Origin of the sequence: Paenibacillus borealis, from assembly GCF_000758665.1 — a bacterium.
GTDB classification, from domain to species: Bacteria; Bacillota; Bacilli; order Paenibacillales; family Paenibacillaceae; genus Paenibacillus_AQ; species Paenibacillus_AQ borealis.
The window spans coordinates 5,769,077-5,795,143 of record NZ_CP009285.1 but is presented as its reverse complement, the minus strand read 5'-3'; the positions used below and the strand labels follow the sequence as shown (position 1 = coordinate 5,795,143).

Below are 26,067 nucleotides of genomic sequence, written 5' to 3'. Positions count from 1 at the left end.
CGGTCACTGATAGACCATAAGAAGGAAAAGGGGATATTTAAATGAACTTAAAAAGATTCTATGGCATGACCCTTGCCACCGCGCTCTCCGTGAGCATGCTGGCCGGATGTTCCGGGAACAACGCCAATAATGAAGCTGCTGCAACTACCGCACCTGCGGCGGGTAACGCTGCAAACGCTTCCGCTGAACCGAGCCAGGAGCCGGTGACTCTGAAATGGGCACTGTGGGACTGGGAAGCCACCGCTTACTACAAACCGCTGATTGATGCCTATAAAGCTGCACATCCGAATGTAACGATCGAATATGTCGACCTTGGTTCCACGGACTATATGACCATGCTGAGCACACAGCTCTCCGGCGGTGCAGACCTGGACGTTCTTACCATTAAAGATATTCCCGGCTACTCGAACCTGGTGAAGCAGAATCACCTGGAGCCGCTTAAGAGCTACATGAGCGCGAATTCCATTGATCCTTCCGTATATGGCGGTACTGTGGAGCAGATTGAAGTTAACGATGAGGTGTATGCGCTTCCTTTCCGCAGTGACTTCTGGGTGGTCTATTACAACAAAGCTTTGTTCGACAAAGCAGGCGTAGAGTATCCAAGCAACGATATGACCTTCGACCAATATGATGAGCTGGCCCGCAAAATGACCTCCGGCAGCGGTTCCGAGAAAGTATACGGTGCCCACTACCACACTTGGCGGAGCGCGGTTCAGCTGTTCGGTATCCTTGACGGCAAGAACACGGTTGTTGGCGGCAACTATGACTTCCTGAAGCCTACCTATGAGCGGATTCTGAAAGAGCAGGAAGACGGTATCGTAATGGATTACGCTACACTGAAGACTTCCAGCACGCATTATTCCGGCGTATTCTACAACAACTCCGTTGCCATGATGAACATGGGCAGCTGGTTCATTGCCACCCAGATCGAGAAAGTGAAGAGCGGCGAATCCCAATCGACTGAATGGGGCATTGTGAAATACCCTCACCCTGACGGTGTGGAAGCCGGTACAACCCTGGGAACCATTACTTCCCTGGCTGTAAACCAGAAATCCAAGCACAAAGAGGCAGCACTTGACTTCATGAACTTCGTAACTGGCGAAGAAGGCGCGAAGGTTATTGCTTCTACCGGAACGATCCCGGCGATCAAGAATGATGAAGTTATCAATTCCATCACTTCCATCGACGGTTTCCCTACAGACGAGAACAGCAAGGCTGCCTTGAATACGGTTCAGACCTATCTTGAAATGCCTATGCATGAAAAGAGTGCAGACATCGAAGTTATTCTGAATGAAGCACATGATAACATCATGACGAAGAACGCTACGATTGATGAAGGCCTGAAGGATATGAATAAACGTGTAGGAGAGCTCTTGAACAATTAACCGCCTTGAAAAAAAGGGTGGTGGATATAAGGGCGGGCGAAGGCCCGCCCTCTATATGACAAAGGACAGCTTTGGGGTTCCCGCAAAGTACCTGAACAGGCATCGCAGTAATTCATACTTTGCGGGGATGTTATATAAGGTTTGGAGGAGAAACAATGCAGAACGAAACCATATTGCATACAAATAAGAGCCCAAAAAGACGTATGTCAAGAGGGGTTAAAGATAACCTGATTGCCTACAGCTTCATTGCGCCGAACTTTATCGGATTTGCCCTGTTTACACTGGTACCCATGATTTTTGCCTTTATCCTTGCATTTGTGAAATGGGACGGGGCCAATCCGATGAAGTTTATCGGGCTGGACAATTTCACCCGGCTGATCAAAGACTCAACCTTCCACAAAGCCTTGTGGAACACCGTTGTCTACACCATCGGAGTCGTGCCGCTGACCATGATTGTGGCACTGGCGCTGGCGATTCTGCTGAATCAGAAGATTATGGGCCGTAATTTCATGAGAACCGTGTTCTTCTTCCCGTATGTAGCCTCCCTGGTAGCCGTTGCGGCGGTATGGAACTTCATCTTCAGTCCTACCATGGGTCCGATCAACAACATTCTGCATACCATTACCGGTATCCCGCTGGAGGATCTTCCCCGCTGGGCGGCAGATAAGCAGTGGGCCATGTTTACCGTAGTTCTTTTCACAGTGTGGAAAAATATGGGTTATTACATGGTCATCTATCTGGCAGGACTCCAGGGAATTAACCCTGAGCTGTACGAGGCCGCTGAGCTGGACGGCGCAGGCCCGTGGAGAAGATTCCGCAACGTGACCGTGCCTCAGCTGGCACCGACAACCTTCTTTGTTCTGATGATTCTGGTCATTAACTCGTTCAAGGTCTACGATATCTTTATCAACCTATTTGCCGGCGCCGATAACCAGCTCAACGACTCTACGAGGGTTATGGTCTATCAAATCTACAATACGGCATTCCGTTCACTTGATTACGGATATGCCAGCGCAATGGCGATTGTACTCTTTCTGCTGGTACTTGGCATCACCATCGTCCAGTTCCGCGGCGAGAAGAAATACGGACAATAGGAGGATTCAAAAGATATGGTTGGAAAAAGTAAAGGACTTAGAATCAGCCTTATGGTTCTTGTGTATATTTTGTTGTTTGCGACCGTGCTGGCGATGCTGGTTCCGTATATATGGATGCTGTCCTCCTCGCTTAAGCTTAACAAGGATGTCTTCTCCTTCCCGATGCAGTGGATTCCGGCGAACCCCCGCTGGGAGAATTTCACGGATATCTGGACGCGGATTCCATTGGGGCGTTTCATTTTTAACACCGCGAAATTATCAATTATCGTAACAATTCTGCAATTGCTGACTTCAAGCTTTGCGGCCTATGCCTTCTCGAAGCTGCATTTCCGGGGCAAGAACTTTATCTTCCTGGGATATATCGCAACGATTGCGATCCCTTGGCAGGCTTACATGGTGCCGCAGTTCATCCTGATGCGTTACATGGGACTGAACAATACCCACCTGGCGATCATTCTGCTGCAGGCGTTCTCGGCATTCGGTGTGTTCATGATGCGCCAATTCTATCAGGGAGTACCTGATGAATTATGTGAAGCAGCCCGGATCGACGGGCTCAGTGAATACGGCATCTGGGCAAGAATCATGCTGCCGCTGTCCAAGCCGGCTTTGTCCACACTCACCATCTTCACCTTCGTCGCCACCTGGAATGACTTCCTGGGGCCGATGATTTATCTGACGGACACGAAGCTTAAGACCATTCAGATCGGTCTGCGCATGTTCATCTCGCAGTATTCTGCGGAGTACGGGCTGATCATGGCAGCAAGTGTAGTTTCCATTATTCCGGTAGTGATTGTATTCCTGGCCCTGCAGAAATACTTCGTACAAGGAGTTGCAGCATCGGGGATTAAAGGCTAGAACAGTAATGCGCCTGGCAGTTGCAGCTTTTCGCAGTCTGCCGGGTATTTTTATAACCACTATGCAGGGTGAACGATGGAGGTCAGCCGAGAAGGATTATTCTTCTAACAACGAAGATAAAATCACATACTTACATGCAAAAGAGGAGGATGAATGAATGACCAGTAAAACCCGCGTTAAGAAAAGGCTATTCTCAGTGCTGATGTCAGGTGCTCTTGTAGCCGGAATGTTTCCGGCCCTTGGTATACCGGCTGCATCTGCTGCCACCGTAAATACGGTCTATGCAGCGGCCTATATGGGAGCAAAGACAACGGCAGGTACGACTCTGCCGGCAAGCGTTGATGTTGGAGGCCAGAGTGCGGCTGTGAACTGGAGCATTGGCGAAGATACCTTCGATGTGCCGTATGACACCGTAACCGTGAACGGAACCGCGAACGGCGGGCCGGTTACGGCGAATGTGGAAGTGATTCCGCCGGCCGGCAGTCCGCTCGTCTACTTCGTGGACAGCGGCAGGGGCGGCGATTCGTTAAATAATCCTTCCGGGCCTTCTCCGCTGTACGAAGCGGTCAAAACCTTGTCCGGCGGCAGCCTGCTTAACGGGTTACCGGATCAGAAGTATATTAACGGCCAGACGGATTGGGGTTTTGATGATAACGGCAATAAGGTGAAGAACTCCAAGGACGGAAATCTTGCCGATCCGGCGACCGAACCGTCTATATGGAAGGTAGGACTGCGTGCTGATCCTTCAGGCAATCATATCGTTTATAAATTGAAAGCGCTTAATGCAGGTACTTATACACTCAGCAGCGGTTTCTATGACTGGTACGGCAGCCGCGACCGGGTCATACAGCCCCGGCTGGAATATATGAATGTCTCCGGGGAAACCCGAAGCATTCCGTTTACACAGTTCAACAGCAAAACAACCCAGCTTATTTCCGCTGAATTCACCATTCCGGGAGATATTGATGTCAGCAGTCCTATGACCTTGACCTATGCTTATGTCTCCGGGGAGAAGCCGATCCTGAGCTGGTTCGCTGTTGCCAAAGGCGCGATCAAGCAAGAGCTTGATGATGCCCGGCAGACCGCAGCCTCTACGGTTAAAGTTCTGCTCGACGGCAACGATATCCAGGCAGACAATGTCAACGGTCTCACATTCAAAGGCTTCGGCGTGCTCAGCGGCAACAGCACCAGCGCCCTGCTGATGGACTATAAGTCTGCGCAGCCCGAGGCTTATGCGCAGCTGCTGCAGGTCTTGTTCGGCGGCGACCGTCCGCTGATCGACCATGTCAAGATTGAAATGGGGAATGACCGCAACAACTCTACAGGTCCGGACCCTTCAACGATGCGTACGGAGGATGAAGCGGCCAATGTAACCCGGCATCCCGGCTTCCAGCTGGCGGCGGATGCGAAGGCCATTAATCCTGCGGTTAAGGTAAGCTTCCTGCGCTGGAACGCTCCGGCCTGGGCGAATAACAACGACAAAATATATACCTGGTACAAAAACACGATTCTGGCCGCTTACCGTGAATACGGTTATATGGTCGATTACGTCAATCCCGATGTCAATGAGCATGCAGCGGATTTGGCCTGGATCAAGCAATACAGCGCCAAGGTTAAAGCAGACTCTACAGGCTTCAAAAACACTGAGGAGGAGGAGCTGTATCACAACATTAAGCTGATTATTTCCGACGAGGTCGGAATCGGCACCTTCGGCGATGCTATGGTCAGCGATCTTTCCCTGCGTGAGGCGGTAACGGCCGCAGGATATCATTACAATACTGATGATGACAGCAAAGGCAATTTCAAACGGCTGGCCGAAGAATTCGACAAGGAAATCTGGAACAGTGAGGCGCAGGCGACCTTCAGCAACTCGGCCTTCCGCCCGAACAACAATATGAAGGACCCGTCGGCGGCCGGCACGGGAATCGGCGGCACCGGCGGTCCGCTGGAGATGGGCAACACCATCATTAAAGGCTTCGTGAATTCCCGCCGGACGCACTTCATCTACCAGCCGGCCATCGGCTCCTTCTATGAAGGCGGACAGTATTCCTTCAAAGAGCTGCTCAGTGCACGCGACCCGTGGTCGGGCTGGATTCATTATGATGCGGGGCTGGTTATTCTCCAGCATTTCAACGGATTTGCCAAGACAGGCTGGGAGAATGAAGAGAATACCGCAGGGATCTGGAGAGCGGTTCCCAAGGCCAGCTACACCGGAGCAACAGGTACGAATCCGGTCAGCGGACGCAACGGCACTCCGAGCTACATGACACTTGCTGCACCTGATAAGCAGGATTTCTCGACAGTCTTCATCAATGACAGCGAGTACGAGAAGATCTACAAGCTTCAGACCGTGAACATGGGCTATACGGGCAATCCTTCCCTGGAAGTATGGGAGACCCGGGCAGCGGATCAGGGTCAGGCTTTTAACAGCAATTATATGAAATATCTGGGCGATGTAACTGCAGATGGCAGCGGCGTGTACACGGTACGCGTGAAGCCGTTCTCGATTGTAACTGTAAGCACACTGGATAACCACGCCACAGAGGGGCAGCCAGCAGCGCTTCCGGTTGAGGGAGAGCGTACGGTGCTGGATACTGATGCAACAGGTTCCGTACAGAATACAGAAGACGGAATTCTGTATGCGGATGACTTCAATTATGGGGACAAAACCGTTGCGGTCATCGGTGAAGGCGGTGAAATCACCGGCGAGCAGAGCTATGTCAGCTCCCGCGGCGGCGAGCAGAGTGTCATTCCGCGTTATACCCAGGACCTTAACGGTGCCTTCGAGGGGTATCGCATAGGCGATACGGATAACTATGTCCTGCGCCAGCAGCTTGATCAGAACACTACAGGAGTAGGCGGCGCCTGGAATGGCGGAGACCCTGTCACCGCGATCGGGGATAACCGCTGGACCAACTATAAAGTCAGTGCCGATGTGTCTTTTGAACAGAATAGTACTTACAGCGGCAACAATTACGCGGCGGTCGGAGCCCGGTATCAGGGCGGCCCGCAGACGCTAAGCGGTACGCCATACGCCCTGAAGTTCTGGTTCGACGGCGGATGGCAGCTGCTGTCCAGCGGCACCGTTGTCGCCAGCGGCAATGCGGCCACCGGCGCCGGCGGCGTGAAGATCGCAGGTTTTGATACCGCACACGACGCATGGCATAACATTGCTCTTCAGGTTGCGGGTGATAGAATCACTGCTTATCTGGATAATGTTGAGCTTAAAACTTATACCGACCCGAATCCGAAGCTGTCGGGACGCGTACAGCTGGCCAGCGGCTTCTATCATGTCCGCTTCGATAATCTGAAGGTGGAGAAGGTAGACGGTTATACGCCGTATTATTCTGAGCTGCTGGATAATCTGGAGATGTACGATTTGGCTGCGGTTCCGGGTGCCAAGCTGGTTTACGAAGGTGCGTGGGCCCATGAGAATGGCAAAGGGATGTATGTGTACCAGCGTTCCCTTTCCACCAGTCAGGCTGCGGGTGCGGTGCTGAAATACACGTTTACCGGCACCGGACTTGATATTCTGGGCCAGAATGACGGCTCAGCCAAGCTGGAAGTGAGTGTGGACGGCCGGACTGTAGTGCTCTCGGGTGCAGCTGCGGCATCGAAGGAGCTGTACCAGACCTTCATGCTGCGCGGGCTGGAGTACGGGGAGCACACGGTTCAGATTAAGGTGCTCAGCGGTACACTCGCTGTGGATTCTGTGGGGGTTATCGACGGGGGAGCCGCAGGAAACGTGAACACTGCCGCGCTTGAGCTGGCGGTAAAAGCTGCGCAGGAAATCACCCGGCAGGATGAATTCCCGGAGAGTGACTGGAATTTGTTCTCAGGTGCGCTAGGTGCAGCGGAGGCAGCATTAAATAATCCTGCCGGATACAGATTGGATCAGGAAGGTGCAGCGCAGCTTGAAGCGCGATTGACATCTGCCTATATCGGGCTGGTTGTAGGCGATGTGAGGGAGCTTGCCGCTCCTCAGGATACGGCTACTTATGCCGGGAAGAAGCCGGATCTGCCGGCCAGGCTGGAAGCAACGCGCGCTGACGGCAGCAAGGTGCAGGTGACTGTGAAATGGAATGTAGACGCAGTCAGCTTCGACACTCCATATGAACGGGTAGCTGTAACCGGTACTTTCGGAAATTTGAAGACAACAGCGTATGTGGAAGTGGTTCCGGAAGGTCTCTTATACTTCCTGGACCCTGGAGTTTCGGCAGACGGCGACACCCCGCCATATACAACGATCAAGAATTTCGTCGGTAATAGCCTGCTGAATAACAAGGCGGATCAGTTGTCTACAGATGATACGGTCTGGGGACATACCAACATTACGGCAAACTACAGTCCCAAGGGAATTGGCGGAGCTGTAGTTGCTACAGACAAAGCTCAGACTGGGGTATACAGCTCGAATACGAAGAATACACCCCTGGTCTACAAGCTGCCTCTGAATGCAGGCAAATATACGATTACTTCCTATCATCTGGACTGGTGGAACAACAGCAGCCGGACCATGGATATTACACTCAGTTATGCTGATGCGGAAGGGAAAGCCGTATCTGAAAAGGTCCGTACCGGCCTGGTTGCAGGTCCTGCGGGTACCGCAGTCAATCATGACTTCACGCTGCCCGTGAACGGTACCGTGACCTATTCAGTGTACAATACGTTCAGTCAGGCTGCGGTAATCAGCTATGTAGCTGTAGCCAGAGACAAGGTCAGCGTTGCCAATGAGCAGGCAGTCAACGAGGCCAAGAGTATTATTGAAGGTGCAGCTTACGATGTAGGGAAGGAAACGGCAAACAGTGAAGAGGCTGTTCAGGCCTGGCTTGTGCAAACCATAAACGGCTTGCCCGGCTTCAGTGCTACCGGCGTTACCATGAGTGATATCACTTTGTCGCCATTCCAGGAAGCAACAGACGACATGGACGGCAGCTTCACCTTCTCGGTTACGCTGAGCAAGGGGGAGGCGAAGGCGGATAGTTCTGCCAGCGGAGCAATTACGCTGCCGGTACCGGATACGGTTCTGCCGGTAATTAATCTGAATGGCGAGGCGATAGTTAATCTGCCGGTTGGTGCGGAATATACCGATGCCGGAGCAACGGCTGTTGATGATCAGGACGGAGATATAACTGGCCGTATCGTTACAACAGTTACCAGTGAAGTATATGGCCTGGCAGAGCTGGATACGGCGGTAGAGGATATTTATACCTTCCATTATAATGTCAGTGATAACGCAGGCAATTCAGCGGAGGAAGTAACAAGAACCGTAGTCGTTGCACTTGACCCGGATGTAACGAAGCCGGTGATAACCCTGCTTGGGGAAGAATCCATTCAACTGGAGAATGGCGTAAGCTATACCGATGCCGGAGCTACTGCGGCAGATGACCGCGACGGAGACATTACGGAGCGCATCGTGGCGACGATTACGAAGGACGGGGAGTCTGTATTGACGCTGGATACCTCAGCAGCGGGTACCTATTTGTATCATTATAATGTGACGGATACTGCGGGCAATGCGGCTGCCCAAGTGACCAGAACGGTGACTGTAGGCGAAGCAGAACAGCCGCCGGTGACACCAACACCGACGCCTGAGCCTGAGCCGACAACAGCACCAACCGCAACGCCGGCCCCTACGGATTCGCCTGTGTCGACGGTAGCACCAACACCAGCGGCTACGCCGTCACCGGCGCCGCAGCCGCAGACCGAGAAGGTTCTTGGCACTGGTGATTTCGCGGCTCCGGCTGGCGGGGTAATAACGGTTCAGCTCACTGATGCTACAGAATCCGTACTACTTCCGGCAGGATTATCCGGAATTACAGGAGAGAATACCCTGCGTCTCGCCTGGAGTACGGTTGCAGTGGATCTGACTCCGGAAGTGCTGAAGAGCATTCAGGAGAAGGTTACTGTTGCCGGAGAACAACCGGAGGGGGCAAGAATTAAGCTTTCAGCCGTGAAGACAGCGAAGGCTGCTGCGGAGCAGCTGATGAACAATCCGGCTGTCAACGGTTCCGTTCAGCTATCGGCGGCAAGTGATGTGATCAGCTTCAGCCTCGAGGTTGTTGCTGCGGACGGTACAGCTGTGCCGGTAACCGCTTTTGACCAACCGCTTACTCTTACTTTCACTGTAGATCCTAATGCCAACCGCAGCTTGCTTGGCGTCTACTATATCGCTGCCAGCGGTGCGCTTGAATACATGGGCGGAACACTGGCTGACGGTAAATTCACCGCCGATGTGCAGCATTTCAGCCAGTATGCCGTGCTGGAGTATAACAAGAGCTTCGTGGATGTCAGCAGCAGTAACTGGGCGAACAGTGTTATTAAGTCTATGGCTGCGAAGCATATTATCGAGGGCATCTCGGCTACAGAATTCAATCCCCAGGGGGAAGTAACCAGGGCGCAATTCGCCGCTATGATTACTCGTGCGCTTGGCCTCAAGGCGGGAAGTACACCGGCATTTGCGGATGTGGATTCCGAGTCATGGTATGCCGGAGCTGTAGCCGCAGTAAATGAAGCGGGTATCGTGCTTGGACGCAGCAAGGATTCATTCGCTCCCAATGAACATATTACCCGTGAGGAAATGGCGGTCATGATCGTCCGCGCTTATGAGTACTTACAGGGAAGCCAGGTAAGCCAGGTAAGCCAGGTAAGTGATACAGCTGCAGGCGCGTTCAGTGATTATTCCCTGATTCATGACTGGGCGAAGAACGCAGCCGGCACCGCAGAGCAGGCTGGGCTGATCAAGGGACGCGGCAATCAGCAATTCGCGCCGCAAGAGAGCATGACCCGTGCAGAGAGCGCGCAAGTCATCGCTAATCTGCTGGGACATTTGTAAGCAGGAGCTCAAAGAACCTGGCAGCTGCGCTTAGCGGGCTGTCAGGTTTTTTATACGGATGTGAAATTTGACCTCAATTTCTAGATGCCCGCAGGATTAGAGGGATAAATACATCAGATTCGGCCTGTTTTGCCGGAAATGAGGAAATGAAAGGGATAAATCCCACTGAATCCACCGGAAGCGGGCAGAATGAGGAAATCAGAGGGATAAATCCCACTAAATCCACCAGAAGTGGGCAGAACGAGGAATTTAGAGGGATTTATCCCACTAATTCCGCCAGCCAGCGTCCCCTTAGTTCAATAGAGCGCCCCATCATAAGGGGGACATCAGCTTTTTTTACCGTATTTGCCGGGCGGGATGCCTGTGATGTTCTTGAAGGTGCGGATGAAATTGGCATAGTCGTTGAAGCCGGACAGATAGCAGGTATCGGATACGGAGTTTCCGGCGGACAAGAGCTGCTTGGATAAGGCGATTTTTTTGAGCAGGACATAACGGTAGATGGTTCCGCCGGTCTGCTGCTTGAACAGATGACTGAGATAGTATTTATCGACGTTCAGTTCCCCGGCTATGTGCTCGAGCGAGAGGTTCAGGTGCAGGTGGTTGTCAATGTAACTCATGGCCGATTGTATATGTGAGGAAATAATGCTGGGCACGGCGGAGCGGGTGCGGCTGTACAGCTCATTGACGATTACCAGGATCTGAATCAGGTACGTCAGAGCCAGCACCTCGCTGCCATACTGCCCGCTCTTTAATGCTGCCATCAGAAGTGAAGCCAGTGCTAAGTACTCTGCAAGCAGCGGTTCTTCCATATGGGCCAGATTATGCTCTCCGGGCTGGCGGTTCTGGAAGCAGGCGAGCAGATTTGTGGTTGCGGTGCAGAATGGATAAACCAGCGGGGCTTTGAAATGAATCGTCAGCCGCTCATAGGGCTCCGATGATAAATTGATGATTTTGTGAATTTCGTGATTGTTGAACAGGAGCACGTTGCCCCGCTGCAGCGGATAGCTGAACTGATCTACAAAGCCGTTTACGTTGCCGCCGAGGAACAGGAAGATTTCATAGTGGTCATGAATGTGGAAATCCCTGGTCGGCGAGATTGGTGAATTGCCGATTCCGGCTAGAATATCACCAGCGAACGGCTCATAATACTGGGCATGCTTCATAGGGATTGCCCCTTTCTCCAAATATAAGAATTTATATGTTTCGCGCTATCATTATTCTTCTATTTCTCGCTGAAACGATACCGCGTTCTATTAAAGGACGGCAAAGCCATTTTCACTTAGTGATCGCAATAAACGCAATAAAACATCATTATTCGCAAAGACATTGCAATAATACCACACTAAACTAGAGAAGAAGAATACCTGAAAGGGTGGAATTGTGGATGAATGGGAAGGAACAGCGTAAATACTGGCTGGATACGATGCTGCTGATCGGGGGACCCGTGCTGGAGGCATTGGCCAAGCGGAAACTGAAAGAACAGCTGCCAACAGAGTTTCATAGTGACCGGAGTCAGTTTGCCCATCTGGAGGCTTTTGCGAGACTGGCCTGCGGAATGGCTCCATGGCTGGAGCTTGAGGGACTTGAAGGCGAAGAAGAACAGCTTAGAGTCCGTTACGCCGGGCTGATGCTGGAAGCTATTGATGCAGCAGCCGATCCGCAGTCGCCTGACTATATGGAGTTCAAGACGGAAGGCCAGCCGCTGGTAGATGCAGCCTTTCTGGCCCATGCGCTGGTGCGCGCACCGAAAGCAATTACAGGTCAGCTGACTGAGCGGGTCAAAGGCAATTTAATAACCGCGTTGAAGCAGACACGCCGGACCGCTCCAAGCGGCAGCAACTGGCTGCTGTTCAGTGCAATGGTGGAAGCGGCTTTGTATATACTGGGCGATCCTGACTATGACCGGATGCGTGTCGGTTATGCGGTTCATATGTTCATGGACTGGTACAAGGGTGATGGGGTCTACGGGGACGGCAAGGATTTTCATTGGGATTATTACAACAGCTTTGTGATTCAGCCGATGCTGGTTGATGTCGTGGCCCTGTTTGAACAGGAATCGGTGCAATATGCTGCACTTAAGCCGCTGATTATGGAACGGGCGCAGCGATATGCATCAGTGCTCGAACGGAGCATTGCCCCGGACGGCACCTATCCGTTCCTCGGGCGCTCGATTGTGTACCGTTTCGGCGCGTTTCAGCTGCTGTCGCAGGCAGCGCTGCAGCATTTCCTGGAGGAGGCGCTGCCTCCGGCACAGGTACGCTGTGCTTTGACAGCAGTGATCAGCCGGATTATGAGTTATCCGGGCACGCTGGATGAGAACGGCTGGCTGCGTCCGGGGATCTACGGCTATCAGCCGGAGCTGGCCGAGAGCTATATCAATACGGGCAGCCTCTATTTATGCGCTGCGGTATTCCTTCCGCTCGGGCTGCTTCCGTCCGACCCCTTCTGGGCGGGCGAAGAGCTGAAATGGACTGCGCTAAGAATAGCAGACGGTGAGAATGTTATGCGGGATCACGCGCTGGAATAGCGGGTGTTCCGCCGCTATAGCGAGAATGAAGTACAGCACGAATCAGATGGGCACTGATAAGGAGGAAGAAGTGGGCATGAACAGACAGGAGCTTGCCGGTATTGTGGAGGACATGAAACCGGCTGATTGGAGCTTGTATTATCCGCAGGGAGATTCGGCTGCTTTTTGGACCCGGGCGCTGTCATCCGGAGTGTTAAAGGCAGATATTAGCGAGATTCGCGCAGAGGCGCAACGGCTGGAGGGTCAGCCTATATCCGCGCTGACGTACACGCTATTTTCTATTTTTGCGCGTACCGGTTCGAGACTGGAATATGAACGGGTCTATTTCGAACGGAGAAGAAGACTGAATACCTATGCATTTCTAAGCTTGCTGGAGCCGGATCGTGCGGAGTTTCTGGAGAAGCTGGAGGATATCCTCTGGGTCATATGTGATGAGTACACCTGGTGTCTTCCGGCCCATCTTCCCGCAGAACATGATGCTGCTGAGATCAGCCGGCATATTGACCTGTTCTCCTCCGAGACGGGATTTACCTTAAGTGAAGTATCCCTTCTGCTGGGGGACCGGCTTCCGCTGCTGCTGCAGTCCCGGATACGGTATGAGGTAGAGCGCAGAATTTTCCGGCCTTTTCTTGAGCAGGGTCCATATTTCTGGGAGACATCACGCCATAATTGGGCGGCAGTCTGCGCGGGCTCCATCGGGGGAGCTGCGCTGCTGCTGGTGAAGGACGCAGCCATGCTAACGGATATTCTAATGAAGACAGAGAGCAGCATGAACTATTATCTGGAAGGCTTCGGGGAGGACGGCGCTTGTCTGGAGGGGCTGGGCTACTGGAATTATGGCTTTGGCTATTTCACTTATTATAGTGATCTGCTCCGGACAAGCACCGGAGGCCGATTGGACTGGTTCAAGCAGGAGAAGGTATCGCAGATCGCCCGTTTCCAGCAACAATGCTTCATTGACGAAAGTCATGTCGCCAATTTCTCGGATTCGGTGCCTCAGGTACGTGTACACATGGGCCTGTCCCATTATCTGGCGGATGCCTATGCGGATGTCTTGCGGCCTCCGTCCGCTCTGCGCGCGCCGTTCACCGACGATCACTGCAGCCGCTTCGCACCGGCGCTGCGCAATCTGATCTGGACCAGAGCCGGCCGGGAGAATGAGGCGTGGGAAGCTGCCAGCTGCTATCTTCCCGATGCCGCCTGGCTGCTCTCGCGTCATGTGCCGGCAGCAGGGGCCTTCGGGTTCGCCGCCAAAGCCGGCCACAATGATGAGCCGCATAATCATAATGATCTGGGCCACTTCATTCTAAGCGGCCGGGGAGAGATCTACGCTTCCGATCTGGGCAGCGGAGAATATACCGCTGACTACTTCGGTGCCGGCCGTTACAGCTATGACTGCAATGGATCGCAGGGCCATTCGGTGCCGGTCATTAACGGGCAGTACCAGGGTGCCGGCCGGGAGTTCAGCGCCGCAGTGCTGCATGCATCTGCGGCGGCGGAGAAGGATGAGCTGACACTGGAGATGGCACAGGCTTATCCGGTGCCAGGACTGCAGTCCTTAGTGCGTTCGCTGGTATGGCACAAAGAGGAGCTGCCCCGTCTTGAATTGACAGACCGTTACCGGTACGAGGAAGCTCCGGCGAGCTGGACGGAGCGGTTTGTAACCTGGCGCAGGCCTAAGCTCCTTCACCCGGGCAGCGTACTGCTGCCGGGCACTACGGGCCTCGGCGTTGAGGTCACTTATGATCCGGAGGCAGTCCAGCCGGAGATTACCGCGCATGTGTACCGGGATCATTATGGCCAGGAGACACTGTGGCACAGTCTGGACTTCCATGTTCTTCAGCCCGGGGCGGAGGGCACATTAGCATTCACTTTTCAATTTCTGTGAACATTGAATTAAGCGGCCGCAATTCCAGGTATCCGCATCCGCTGCGGATACCGCTTCTCTGCTGGGGGATATAACCCGCATAGAAGACGATGGTTGATGCCAACAAAGCGGCCGGTCCATCGCTGGTGTTCAGACGAAATCCGGTAAAGTGTTGTATGAAATACAATTCGGATGCAGATATATCGGGATGTGCGGGAGGATTGTTGTATGAAATACAACTTAGGTACTGTTATATCGGGATGTGCAGGAGAATTGTTGTATGAAATACAACAATTGTTCCATTAAACGGCTTGAATGAGGAGAAATGTTGCCTTTTGTACAACAATTTTGGATTCGGGTCGGCTTTTGGAGGAAAATGTTGTATTTTATGCAGGATTTCACAATGGTCGGGGAACCCGGAACTTCTGCGGCAATAGCAGCGCCGGGAAAGCCGCTTGGAAGCTGCTGCGCCCGCCGCCCGGAAGCTGCGGCGCACGCTGCCCGGAAAGCTGCGACGCACGCCGCCCGGAAGCTGCGGCGCCCGCCGCCCGGAAGCAGCGGCGCCCGCCGCCGGAAGCCCCCGGAATTGCCGGATTTGGCGTGGTGAAAGCTAATTCTTGTGCAGATATCTTTCGATCAGCTTAAATAGATAAGCAAATAAATTCAAACAAAGGCGGGATTTAGATGAGTGGAACAATACAGCAGGCTTGGGTAGATGAGGCTTGGAGCAAAGCACTGGAGAAAACGCTAGCAAACAGCTTGAGAATCGGTGCCGAATTCCCCCATGCCAGCCAAGGCGGCAAGTACGTACTGGAGACACCGAGCTGGTGGACAGCCGGCTTCTGGCCGGGCATGCTCTGGCAGCTCTATGCCGTGAGCGGTGACGAGAGTCTGAAGGATATTGCCGAGCGCTGCGAGCAGCGGCTGGATGAGGTGCTGGATGGTTATGTGAAGCTGGATCATGACTTAGGCTTCATGTGGCTGCTGACCAGCGTAGCCAACTACAAGCTCACGGGCACAGAGGAATCACGGGTCCGGGCGCTTAAGGCTGCCAACTATCTGGCCGCCCGCTTCAATCTCAAAGGCCGCTATATCCGCGCCTGGAATCCATGGAGAGAAGGCGAGGACAACAGCGGGGTCGCTATTATCGACTGCAGCATGAATACCAGCCTGCTCTTCTGGGCTTCCGAAGTAACGGGAGATCCGCGTTACCGGCATATCGCCGAGGCGCATATGGACACGGTACTGGAGCATTTCATCCGGCCGGACGGCTCCGTCTATCACATTGTCAACTTCAACCCGGAGACGGGCGAAGTGGTTGAGAAGCGCGGCGGACAGGGTTATGCACCGGAGTCCGCCTGGTCGCGCGGCGCGGCTTGGGCACTCTACGGGTTGTCGCTGGCCTATCATCATACAGGCAAGCAGAGCTACCTCAATGCCTCCAAGCAGGTGGCCCATTTCTTCCTGACCCGTCTGCCGGAGGATCAGGTTCCGCACTGGGACTTCCGGGCTCCCGGTGAAATCGGCGAAATTCGTGATAGCTCCGCCGGTTCCTGCGCGGCGAGCGGCCTGCTGCTGCTGGCCAGCCAGGTGGATGAAGCGGAGGCGCATGTATACCGGAACGGCGCACTCAGAATTACGGAATCCCTCTACCGGAATTATGGAACATGGGACAATGCGGAGGAAGAAGGGCTGTTGCTTCACGGTACAAGCAACTACCCGGAGAACCGGAATATCGATGTTCCGCTGATCTATGGTGATTTCTTCTATGTTGAAGCACTGGCGCGGATCAAAGAAGCCGGCCCGTTCTACTGGGAGTAGGGGGATATGATGACTAACGGGAAGGCAGCATCAGAAATATTATCCTCGCGGATTGCAGACAATCCGCTGAGGACGCGGGAGGACCTGGTGACCGCGCTTGAACAGCTTACAGGTCCGCTGCGCCCGCTCTACAGCAAAGGCGGCGCAAGACTGGAGATCGGCAGAAGCGGAGCGAGTTATCCGGCAGCAACTGCCGGAATGGAGGGTTTTTCCCGGGTGCTGTGGGGGCTGATTCCCTTGCTCATTGGAGGCGGAAACAGCGGAATCCTAGACATCGTGCTGAATGGCATCCGGCATGGCACCGACCCTGCCCATGATGAATATTGGGGAGATGTACGGGATTACGACCAGCGTCTGGTTGAGATGGCGGCCTTCGGCTTCGCGCTTGCAGCGGTTCCGGAGCAGATCTGGTCACCGCTTGCTCCTCAGGAGCAGGATCACCTGTACAACTGGCTGAATCAGATTAACTCCCATCCCTGCTATGACTGCAACTGGCTTTTCTTCAATGTACTCGTTAATGTCGGGTTCCGCACCATCGGCCGCCCCTATGATGCGGTGCAGCTGGAGAACAATCTGCAGCGGATGGATGCATTCTATCTGGGCGAGGGCTGGTACAGCGATGGTGTTGACGGGCACAGTGATTATTATGGGCCGTTTGCGATTCATTACTATTCGCTGCTGTATGCCAAGCTGATGGAGCAGGAGGACCCAGAACGTTCCCGATTGTTCAAAGAACGCGCCCGGCTGTTCGCCGCTGAATTCCTGGGCTGGTTCGCCCCGGATGGCTCCGCGCTTCCTTACGGACGCAGCCTGGCTTACCGCTTTGCCCAATCAGCGTTCTGGAGTGCCTTGGCATATGCGGATGTTGAAGGCTTCCCTGCCGGTGTGGTGAAAGGCATTGTTCTGCGCAATCTGCGCTGGTGGTTCAGCCAGCCGATCTTTGATGCGGCTGGCGTATTGACCATCGGATACACGTATCCGAATCTGGTCATGGCGGAGAATTATAATGCGCCCGGCTCACCTTACTGGGCGCTGAAGACCTTCCTGCCGCTGGCTCTTGGCGCAGAGCATCCTTTCTGGAGTGAAGAGGAGCTGCCGCTGCCGGAAATTCCGGCAGTAATGGTCCAGAAGCCTGCACATCTTGTCCTGGTGCGCACGCCGGCCTCCGGTCATGTGGCGGCCTTCAACAGCGGCCACCTGTACACGAATGAACATACCCATACCTCGGCCAAATACGAGAAATTCGTCTATTCCACAGGCTTCGGGTTCAGCGTACCCCGTTCCGAGTGGGGACTGTCGCAGGGAGCATTCGACTCCATGCTTGCGCTCAGTGAAGGCGGGGACAATCTGTACCGCGTACGGCGCCGGAATCTGGAATCCGAGATCACGGACAACGTCCTGCGGTCGGTCTGGAAGCCATGGGCTAATGTGGAAGTCCGTACCTGGGTGGTAGCCGGGCTTCCCTGGCATATCCGGATTCACCGGATTGAGACAGGCCGTGCACTGGACGCCGCAGAAGGCGGCTTCGCCCTGGGCCAGGAAACGGAGCTTGCGCAGCAGACCGACAACTCGGGCATAGCAGTATCTACAGCCTGGGGAACCAGCGGAATCAAGGGACTGATGGGTTACGGAAAGGCAGAGCTGATCTGGCCCAATGCCAACACGAACGTGCTTCGTCCCCGGACAGTACTGCCCACATTGACAGCTACGCTTGAGCCCGGAATTCACTGGCTGGCTTCGGCTGTCTACGGTGATCCTTCGGCTGATTCTTCAGCCCGGCAGGTGAACGGAGTCGGTAATATTCTGGAGCAATCTCCCGAGTCCTTGCTGCAGGTTACTTTTGCTGAGGATGGCATCATGGTTCAAACTACGGGCGGAACGGAAATTATGATATCGCTACTATAGCAATAAAAGACTACACCTTCGCTCAACTGCTGAGGATGTAGTCTCTTTTCATTTATTTGAATTATTCATTGGAACGGCTGGGAATCTGCAAGGAATCAGCTTGGGTCGTCTTCCTAATGAAGAAGGATAACGCCAGTCCTGCTAATCCAAATATAATGACAATGAAATAGGCGTCATTCATCCCTGCAATGGAAGCCTTCTGCAGCAATTGTGCAGGATCACTGATTGTTCCTGCTGCAGCCAGCTTAATGGCGTGAGTCTGCGCCTGATGGGTAAGGACCGAAACTAGCAGCGCGGTGCCAATGGCCCCAGCCACCTGCTTGACGGTATTGGATATAGCGGTACCGTGGGCATGCAGTGCCGAGGGCAGCTGATTAAGACCGGCGGTTGTAATCGGCATGAGGAACAGAGCCATTCCAAACCGCCGGCCCGTGGACATTAGCACAAGATACGTATAGCTTGTAGTATCTGTTAATGAGGTGAAGCTGATTGTTGTCACGACTGTGATCGCAATACCGGCGACTGACAGCCATTTGGCACCGTACCGGTCGAATAATCTGCCTGCAACCGGCATCATTAGCCCCATGATTAATGCGCCCGGCAGCATCAGGATACCCGCATCGAAGGCCGAGTAATGCCGCATGTTCTGCAAATAGATCGGCAGTAGCATCATATCCGCATACATGACCACGGTCACAACAATATTAATAATTGTTGTCAGCGTGAACATATTGTATTTGAATGTTCTTAGCTCCAGCAGAGGGCTGCTTTTACTCAACTGGCTGATGGAGAACAGAACCAAGGAAATCACACCGGTGATTATCGTTAACAGCACCTCGCGGCTAGTCCAGCCAATTGCGCCGGCTCTGCTGAATCCGTATAATAATGACCCGAATCCGAGAGTTGACAGGATTATTCCTGATATATCCAGTTTTGGATGAGTGCGCTCTGTTACATTTTTCAAATATAAGCTGGCCATGATAATTACGATTACGGCAAACGGAATTATTACATAGAACAAGGAGCGCCATTCATAATGGTCTAGCATATATCCGGCATAGGCTGGGCCGATGGCGGGTGCAAAGATAATAGCAACTCCAATTAATCCCATGGCCCCGCCCCGCTTCTCCTCTGGAAAAACAGCAAGCACAACGTTCATGAGTAGCGGCATGATAATACCAGCTCCAGCCGCCTGGATCAGCCGCCCGGCTAATAGCACTTCGAAACCTGGAGCGATACCGGATATAGTAGATCCGGCAAGGAACGCAGCCATCGCCGAAAGAAAAAGCTCGCGGGTTGTGAAACGCTGCATGAGATAAGCCGTCACAGGTATGAATACACCGTTAACCAGCATGTAGCCTGTTGTCAGCCACTGGGCGGTGGTCGCTGCAATATTGAAATCCGTAATGAGCTCGGGAATCGCCACACTCATGATGGTTTGATTTAGAACCGCTATAAATGCGCCTAGAATCATGATGAAGAGAAGAGGTCCTTTTTTGATACTATTCAATTGAATGTCTTGACTCATAAGACACTGTCTCCTTTCTGAGTACCTGCTTACCGAAGATAACCCCGCTGGTCCAGCAAGTCCTGAGTATCCTTCCAGAGCTTGCGCTGCACCGCTTGATCTCCGCCGGGAGATACCGGTACGATCGGCTTCCCTGTGCCCACGTTAAAGTATCCTCCGGTCACCTCCTGATAATGCTGGTCCACGATTAACCGTGTGATAATATCAGTTCCTCTCTGCGGATCTCCGAGACGCAAAAGCTTCAAGATCCGTTCAAGCACCGAGGCGAACCGCAGCTCACGACCCAGACCGGTTACATTGAAGCCCGGGTTCAGGGCATTGACACTGATCCCGCTGCCTGCCCACTGGCGGGCCAGTTCTGCAGTGAACATAATGTTTAATAGTTTGGTTTTGCCATAGATAGGTGAAGACCCGCGGGCAGTAAATGTTGTAGTATCTGTTAAATCTCCGGGCAGACTGAGCACACCGTGGCGGCGTGAAGCTTCAGAGGCTACATTGACTACCCGGGCCTTTCCGGCATTGCGCAGCGGTAGCTCCAGTCTGTGTGTCAGCAGCCACGGCGCCAGATAGTTCACCGCAATCATCTCCGGCAATCCTTCGGAAGTCGTGCGGGGTTCGAAGGCATGGAGGCCTGCATTGTTCAGAAGTACGTCGATCACTGGACAGGCGGCGGCAATTTCTGCGCCAACCCGGTTCACATCCTGCATCAGCGACAGGTCCCCGAAGAAGAAGCGGATATTCACTTTAGCGTTGTGAGCTTGTATAATTTGTCTTGTCTGCTCTGCCCGCTCTTTGCTGCGGGCAGTCAGAACAAGATGATAGCCGCGTTTGGCTAACTGAATGGCAACAAGCTGCCCCAGTCCGCTGGTAGCTCCGGTGATAACAACAGTTGGATGTTTCGGCATGGTCATTCTCCTTTATGTGTTACAATATTTTGGGATACAGCAGCTTGAATAAGTACATAAAAAACTTTAAATATGGTTGACATATGTCCACTATAATTATTTAATGGATATATGTCAATTAGTTTTCGTCGGTTATTTTTTTGGACTAAAGGACAGGTGAATAAGAATGAAGCAAAGTCAGCATCATAACCCTCCGAGGGAAGAACTGGAGCTTGCCCTGGGAGCGCAACTTAATGCACTTATCAGCGCATCGCATGCCCTGAATGTCAAAGCCGCCGCACGATTCGATTCCTCGCTGCAGCCGGCGGCCTTCCATATTATCCGCTGGCTCTATTCTTACGGGCCGGCGAGTGCTGCCGCCATCGCGGAAGCAACGGCCATGGACCGCAGCTCGGTCAGCCGTCTGATCAAACAGCTGGAGTCCATGGGCTATGTGAGAAGAGAGGCCTCCCCGGATGACGGACGTGCTATTCTTCTTTCGTTAACGGAGCTCGGACATCAGCAAACACTGGGTGCCCTGAATGAAAAGGGGTCTGTTTTTTATGAGCGTATTGCCGGCTGGAATGATTACGAGCTGCATCAGTTCATTAACATGCTCAAGCAGTTCAATGGGCTATAGCAAGCTACACGCATCCTTTACTAATTACAAAAACTTGCTAGTTAGACCATGGAGCCTGTAACCGTTTTCCCGATATAATGTGCGTAAGCATACGAAATCGGACAATCCGGGAGGAAGCTATTCCATGAAATCGAATGAGGACTTTATACTTGCCGCGCCAGACCAGGCGGTTCAAATTTACCTGGACCCGAAGGGGACTGATTATAACGGACTGCGCCGGGTGGCGGATTCTTTCGGCGCGGATATCAAGCTGGTGAGCGGGATAACACCGGTAATGATTACGCAACTGGAGCAGCTCGCAGGAACCGTCGTCATCGCCGGACCCATAGGCGGAAATGAGCTGATCGACAGGCTGATTGCAGAAGGCGTCCTCGACGTCACGGCGATTCAAGGCAAGCGGGAATGCTTCCGGCTGCAGCTGGTTGAAGCTCCAATGCCTGGCGTGGACCGGGCGCTTGTCATTGCGGGCAGCGATAAACGCGGAACGATATACGGGATCTATTCGATTTCGGAAACGATTGGAGTCAGCCCGTGGGTGTATTTTGCCGATGTGGTTCCGTACAGGAACACCACCCTGTCCATTCCTGTAAGCAGGCTGAACCGCAGCTCCAGAGAGCCTTCCGTTAAATACAGGGGATTCTTCCTGAATGATGACTGGCCGTCGCTCGGCTCCTGGGTCACGCATGCTTTCGGTGATTTCAATGAGGATTTCTATGACAAAGTGTTCGAGCTGATCCTGAGACTGAAGGGGAACTTTCTGTGGCCGGCGATGTGGAGTGCAGAATTCAGTCTGAACGGGAAAAGCAGTCCGATTGCCAATGCGGTTCATGCCGATGAATACGGCATTGTTATGGGAACATCGCATCATGAGCCGTTGTTCCGGGCCGGCAGCGAATGGCAGAAGGTGTATGCGCAGTACGGGACAAGCAATCGGTGGGATTTCGCCCGCAACCCGCAGGCGATCACTGCTTTCTGGGAAGACGGGATCAAGCGCAACAGACACTATGACAATCTGATCACACTCGGCATGCGCGGAGAGAGCGACTCTGCACTGGAAGGCTCCGACCAGGAGAATATTGAGCTGCTGAAGCAGATTATCCTTACCCAGAAGGCGCTGCTGAAGAAATACAATCTGGAGCATATGCCGCAGGTGCTGGCAGTCTACAAAGAGGTTGAGAAATACTGGTACGGCACGGCAGAGGTGCAGGGGCTGAAGGACTGGGAGGTGCTGCAGGATGTGACGATTCTGCTCTCGGATGACAACTTCGGCAATCTCCGCAAAATCCCGGAAAAACATGAGCAGCAACGGGAGGCCGGCTGGGGGATCTACTACCATTTTGACTATCACGGCGGCCCGCACTCCTACGAGTGGGTGAATGTAACTCCGCTGGAGAAGGTCTGGGAGCAGATGACCATGGCGTATGATTACGGCATCCGCGATATTTGGGTGGTGAATGTCGGCGATCTGAAGCCGATGGAGCTGCCGCTATCCTACTTCATGGACTTAGCCTATGATTTTGCAGGCTGGGGAACCGGAGCGATTAACCAGACGGAGGAGTACACCCGGCGTTGGGTAGAGCAGCAGTTTGGATCAGACCTTACAACGGGGACGGTAGACGGAATCGCGCAGGTGTTAGCGGATTACACCCGGATGAACGGGCGGCGCAAGCCGGAGATTATCCGGGCTGACACCTTCAGTGTCCTGCATCATCAGGAGGCGAAGAGAGTGCTGGAACAAGCGCTCAGCCTGGAGCAGGCTGCTGCAAAGTATGAGCTGAAACTCCCTTCACCGCTGAAGGATGCCTACTACCAATTGGTCTATTATCCGGCAGTGGCCTCCGCCAATGTCATCGCAATGCAGATTTATGCGGGGCTGAACAACCTGTATGCTGAGCGGGGAAGTATTCTCGCCAATACCTATGCTGATCTGGCAGAGAGAGCTATTGAACGGGATAAGCAGCTGGAGCAGCACTACAATACCGGAATCTCAGGCGGAAAATGGCAGGGCATGATGAGCTCCCCTCATGTCGGCTATGTCAACTGGAATGCGGACGGGTGGAGTTATCCGGAAGTTACAAGAGTGATTCCAGCCCAGGAAGCTATCATGATTGTGGGTGTAGAGGGGACGGAGCAGGGTTACACCGCAGGGACAGCAGGCCTCCCGGCGTTTACGAATCTGCAGCAGGAAAGCTATGAGATTACGGTCAGCAGCGGCGGAGCGGGGTTCGAATATGAGGCAGCCAGCAGCGCGGACTGGATCAGGCTGGACCGGACCCAAGGCTGGATTGACAGCGGAGTAACGATCCGGGTTTCAGTAGATTGGGAGAAGGTGCAAGGGGCGGCTTCGGGCCATATTACTCTATCAGGTGCCGGCAATACTGTAACCGTGCAAGTAACATTGGAGTGGACCAGCCTCACCAATATGCCGCCGGTGACCTTCATCGAGACGCATCACACCGTCTCTATCGAAGCGGAGCATACTGCAAGCCGTGTGGCGAAATCCGGGGTCGAGTGGAAGACGATCAGCAACTACGGCCGGACCTTATCTTCGGTCAAAATGCTCCCCGCCGGCATCTCCTTTGATCAGCCGGAGGAAGCGCCTTACCTGGAGTACCGGCTGCTCGTCCATCAGGACGGCGAATACAGCCTGACCGCTTATATCGCGCCGACGAACCAGTTGTCTCCGGTCAGCGGACTGAGATATGCCGCCGGATTCGACGGGGAAACGCCGGTCACCGCAGACGCGCTGCCGCCGAATTATGAGGGCGGCAATCATGACAATGAGCCGTGGTGCCGTGCGGTCATGGACAATATCCATACGCAGGTTACCCGCCATAGGCTCGACAAGGGCCAGCATACGCTGCGCGTGTACGGACTGGATGCAGGACTTGTCCTGCAGAAGCTGGTGCTGTCCTCCGGACCGCTGCCGTATTCCTATCTGAGGCCGGTGGAGAGCTTCCATACCTGACCTCCGGCGGGTTGCCGGGACCGCCGCCGCCGCCATCATCAAGCAGATGGCGGCGGACAGCCCGCAACACTAGCCGCACTCCCGTTCCTCTCCGCGCACTACCGTTCCTCTCGGCGCACTGCCGTTCCTCTCCGCATCCTCCGCGTTACTCCGCATTACTGCGGAACTGATTCGGAGTAATCCCCTTATACTTTTTGAACACCTGATAGAAATATTTCGTATCATTGTACCCGGACTGCAGAGCGATGTCCTCGATCCGCATTCCGGGATCTTTGAATAGCAGACAGGCATGCTCGATGCGGACCTTATGCAGATAATCGGTGAAGCTGGTTTTGAGCTGCTGCTTGAACAGCAGGCTTAAATAGCCGGGTGTAATATAGATTTCCCTGGCGACAATCTCGCGGTTGATATCCTTCATGTAATTTTGCCCGATATAGAGCTTGGCCGCTTCCAGCAATTTGTTGCTGTTCTTCTTGGAGGTCAAATGCTCACTAACCAGAAGGGCAGTCTCAAGCAGAGACTGGAAAATGTGATCCAGACTGGAGCGGGACAGAACCTGGATCAGCTCGGTCAGATTCTGTCCGAACACCTTGTTCACGTTGACGTTATTCTCAATGCATAATTTATACAGCGCAAAGAACAGGGCGAGGCTTGACTTGATCACCTGGTCCCTGGATACCGTTTCGGGCTGAAGGGCCACGTTGAACAGGGTAAGCTTCCCGGCAATTTCTTCGGGGGAGCCGTTCCGGACAGCCTTAAGCACCTCCTGCTCCTCATGCAAAGGATAGGAGGATTGGGAGGCTTCATCATCAAATTCCCCGCTGAACTCCACAATTTTGCCGGTGCCTGTGTAGTTTCTCGTATTCAGCGCCTGGGATGCCTCCAGAAAAGAACGCCGTAAATGCTGAAGATTCTTATCTATACTTCCGATTCCGGCAGAGACCGTGAACCGGAGATAACTCAGGATATTGTCTTGAATGATCCGGATATAGCCGCTTAATTCCTCGTGATCCAGCAGCTCATCCGTATTAAGGATCAGCACAATATCATCCTGATGTTCAAAGGCGATACATACTATCGTCTCCGGAAGGGACTCCTCACAAATATTCTTCAGCCCGTATTTCAGCAGCTCCGTATCCTCATGCAGATATTTCTGGTGCAGCTGCCGGAAATTATCAATCCGCAGCAGTATCACGCCATACAGCAGATAAGGAAATACCAGATTGTTCATCTTCAGATTGGCCAGCAGCCGCGGATATGCAGGACTTTCGGTGAGAACCAGCTGGCTTAAGGTCTTCTCCTTCAGCAGGGGCAGACTCTCCCGGAAGCCCTGCCGCAGATGCTCCAGCGATTTGATCTCCAGCTTCTCCGATTGAATCTGCTCGGTGATGTCCAGTACAGTGCTCAGAATTTCCTGTCTTCTGCTTGGTTTCAGCAGGTAGTTACTGGCCCCGACTCTAATCGCCTGCTGGGCATAGGCGAAATCATCATACCCGCTCATAATCACCGATTTAATATGGGGATACTTCCCTGAGACAATGGAGATTAACTCCAGACCATCCATTTGCGGCATCCGGATGTCCGTCAGCATGATGTCGACCTGGTGGGTACCCAGAATATCCAGTGCTTCCTGGCCGTCTCTTGCCTCGGCAACAATAGTAATTCCGTGCGCCTGCCAGTCGATTAAGGTTCTGATTCCGACCCGGGCCCGTTCTTCATCGTCCACGATAATCATATTAAACAAGTGATAATTCCTCCGTT

General features: G+C 53.3%; 15 protein-coding genes. 11 read left to right on the top strand and 4 right to left on the bottom strand.

Annotated elements, in window-relative coordinates; genetic code table 11:
* Positions 1-41 precede the first annotated feature (41 nt).
* From PBOR_RS24790 to PBOR_RS36415, 4 genes are all read left to right on the top strand, one after another.
* The gene (locus PBOR_RS24790; protein ID WP_042216303.1) at positions 42-1,385 is read left to right on the top strand and encodes an ABC transporter substrate-binding protein; all 1,344 of its coding nucleotides are present in this window, start codon (positions 42-44) and stop codon (positions 1,383-1,385) included.
* 203 nt (positions 1,386-1,588) lie between these two features.
* Positions 1,589-2,479 (top strand): carbohydrate ABC transporter permease, encoded by an 891-nt coding sequence (locus tag PBOR_RS24785; RefSeq protein WP_245647897.1) that lies wholly within the window; start codon positions 1,589-1,591, stop codon positions 2,477-2,479.
* A gap of 15 nt (positions 2,480-2,494) precedes the next feature.
* Positions 2,495-3,334: a carbohydrate ABC transporter permease gene (locus PBOR_RS24780; protein ID WP_081970085.1), complete on the top strand. Its 840-nt coding sequence runs from the start codon at positions 2,495-2,497 to the stop codon at positions 3,332-3,334.
* A gap of 157 nt (positions 3,335-3,491) precedes the next feature.
* Positions 3,492-10,166: an S-layer homology domain-containing protein gene (locus PBOR_RS36415; RefSeq protein WP_081972169.1), complete on the top strand. Its 6,675-nt coding sequence runs from the start codon at positions 3,492-3,494 to the stop codon at positions 10,164-10,166.
* A 326-nt stretch (positions 10,167-10,492) separates the two neighbouring features.
* On the opposite strand, the gene PBOR_RS24770 is transcribed toward PBOR_RS36415, so the two are convergent.
* The gene (locus tag PBOR_RS24770) at positions 10,493-11,329 is read right to left on the bottom strand and encodes a helix-turn-helix domain-containing protein (protein WP_052429630.1); all 837 of its coding nucleotides are present in this window, start codon (positions 11,327-11,329) and stop codon (positions 10,493-10,495) included.
* A 221-nt stretch (positions 11,330-11,550) separates the two neighbouring features.
* Here PBOR_RS24770 and PBOR_RS24765 point away from each other — a divergent pair, with 221 nt between their 5' ends.
* The 5 genes from PBOR_RS24765 to PBOR_RS24745 all read left to right on the top strand — a co-directional run bounded on the left by PBOR_RS24765 (position 11,551) and on the right by PBOR_RS24745 (position 18,286).
* The gene (locus PBOR_RS24765; protein WP_042216299.1) at positions 11,551-12,693 is read left to right on the top strand and encodes a DUF2264 domain-containing protein; all 1,143 of its coding nucleotides are present in this window, start codon (positions 11,551-11,553) and stop codon (positions 12,691-12,693) included.
* Between the two features lie 25 nt (positions 12,694-12,718).
* On the top strand, positions 12,719-14,581 hold the full coding sequence (locus PBOR_RS24760) for a heparinase II/III family protein (RefSeq protein ID WP_245647895.1): 1,863 nt from the start codon (positions 12,719-12,721) through the stop codon (positions 14,579-14,581).
* Positions 14,582-14,936: 355 nt separating this feature from the next.
* Positions 14,937-15,167, top strand: coding sequence for a hypothetical protein (locus PBOR_RS24755; protein ID WP_167549569.1), 231 nt, complete (start codon positions 14,937-14,939; stop codon positions 15,165-15,167).
* A gap of 77 nt (positions 15,168-15,244) precedes the next feature.
* Positions 15,245-16,381, top strand: a complete 1,137-nt coding sequence (locus tag PBOR_RS24750) for a glycoside hydrolase family 88 protein (protein WP_042216293.1) — start codon at positions 15,245-15,247, stop codon at positions 16,379-16,381.
* 6 nt (positions 16,382-16,387) lie between these two features.
* Positions 16,388-18,286, top strand: a complete 1,899-nt coding sequence (locus PBOR_RS24745) for a DUF2264 domain-containing protein (RefSeq protein ID WP_245647894.1) — start codon at positions 16,388-16,390, stop codon at positions 18,284-18,286.
* Positions 18,287-18,347: 61 nt separating this feature from the next.
* On the opposite strand, the gene PBOR_RS24740 is transcribed toward PBOR_RS24745, so the two are convergent.
* Entirely contained in the window at positions 18,348-19,814 is a 1,467-nt protein-coding gene (locus PBOR_RS24740) for a DHA2 family efflux MFS transporter permease subunit (protein ID WP_042216289.1), read from the bottom strand.
* Positions 19,815-19,843: 29 nt separating this feature from the next.
* Positions 19,844-20,719, bottom strand: coding sequence for an SDR family NAD(P)-dependent oxidoreductase (locus tag PBOR_RS24735; protein WP_042216287.1), 876 nt, complete (start codon positions 20,717-20,719; stop codon positions 19,844-19,846).
* Between the two features lie 166 nt (positions 20,720-20,885).
* Here PBOR_RS24735 and PBOR_RS24730 point away from each other — a divergent pair, with 166 nt between their 5' ends.
* Together PBOR_RS24730 and PBOR_RS24725 are read left to right on the top strand one after the other, a co-directional pair.
* Positions 20,886-21,338: a MarR family winged helix-turn-helix transcriptional regulator gene (locus tag PBOR_RS24730; protein ID WP_042216285.1), complete on the top strand. Its 453-nt coding sequence runs from the start codon at positions 20,886-20,888 to the stop codon at positions 21,336-21,338.
* Between the two features lie 124 nt (positions 21,339-21,462).
* The gene (locus tag PBOR_RS24725; RefSeq protein WP_042216282.1) at positions 21,463-24,306 is read left to right on the top strand and encodes a glycosyl hydrolase 115 family protein; all 2,844 of its coding nucleotides are present in this window, start codon (positions 21,463-21,465) and stop codon (positions 24,304-24,306) included.
* A 145-nt stretch (positions 24,307-24,451) separates the two neighbouring features.
* On the opposite strand, the gene PBOR_RS24720 is transcribed toward PBOR_RS24725, so the two are convergent.
* A complete protein-coding gene (locus tag PBOR_RS24720) occupies positions 24,452-26,041 on the bottom strand; it encodes a response regulator transcription factor (RefSeq protein ID WP_245648295.1) in 1,590 nt (529 codons plus the stop codon).
* Positions 26,042-26,067: the final 26 nt, after the last annotated feature.